This is a genomic window from Herbaspirillum chlorophenolicum, from assembly GCF_001189955.1.
GTDB classification, from domain to species: Bacteria; Pseudomonadota; Gammaproteobacteria; order Burkholderiales; family Burkholderiaceae_D; genus Herbaspirillum; species Herbaspirillum chlorophenolicum.
The window spans coordinates 1-589 of sequence record NZ_LFLT01000166.1 but is presented as its reverse complement, the minus strand read 5'-3'; the positions used below and the strand labels follow the sequence as shown (position 1 = coordinate 589).

Annotated in this window: 1 protein-coding gene; it reads right to left on the bottom strand. The window is 56.4% G+C overall.

The genetic code is table 11. The annotated features are described in order from the left end of the window. Positions 1–18: 18 nt before the first annotated feature. Positions 19–589, bottom strand: a 571-nt coding sequence (locus AKL28_RS23720; protein WP_197091102.1) for a copper resistance protein B, incomplete at its 5' end; no start/stop codon positions are given.

Here is a 589-nt window from a genome sequence, read left to right as displayed (position 1 = left end):
AGTTATAAAAGTGGAGACTCAGAACAAAATGCGTACGCCGGCCACAAGCCTGGTTTCACCGACATAGCCGCCGGCACCACGTACGAAACTGGCTGTACGGCCAAAACTCTGGGTACGTTCGATGCCGACGTAAGGGGCGAACTGACGCGAAAGTTCATACCGCAGTCGAACACCAAAGGCGGCACTGGACAGGCCACGCCCGATGCCAAGCTCTGGATCTTCTTTTCCGTACAAGTTGGCTTCGATGCGGGGTTGAAGTACCCAGCGCTGGTTCAGCAATACTTCATATTCGGCGGCCAGGCGCAAGGCGGTACGCCCTTGTTCTCCAACGTAGCCAGTTGCTTCCACTTCAAACCAGTACGGGGCCAATCCCTGAACGCCGAAAGCGAGCCAATTGCGGCCTGGTCTATTGCTGCCGACGTCGACGCGCAGTCCTAGCTGGCTGTCCCAATACGGCGTAATCGCATGACTCCACAGCAACTCGGTACGGGAATCGCCCACGCGGCCTTGTTCGATATCACCTTCGGCTTTGACGTAGAACTTGTCGTACGAATTACCGACCCAGCCTTGTGTATCGTAGGCCACAGAG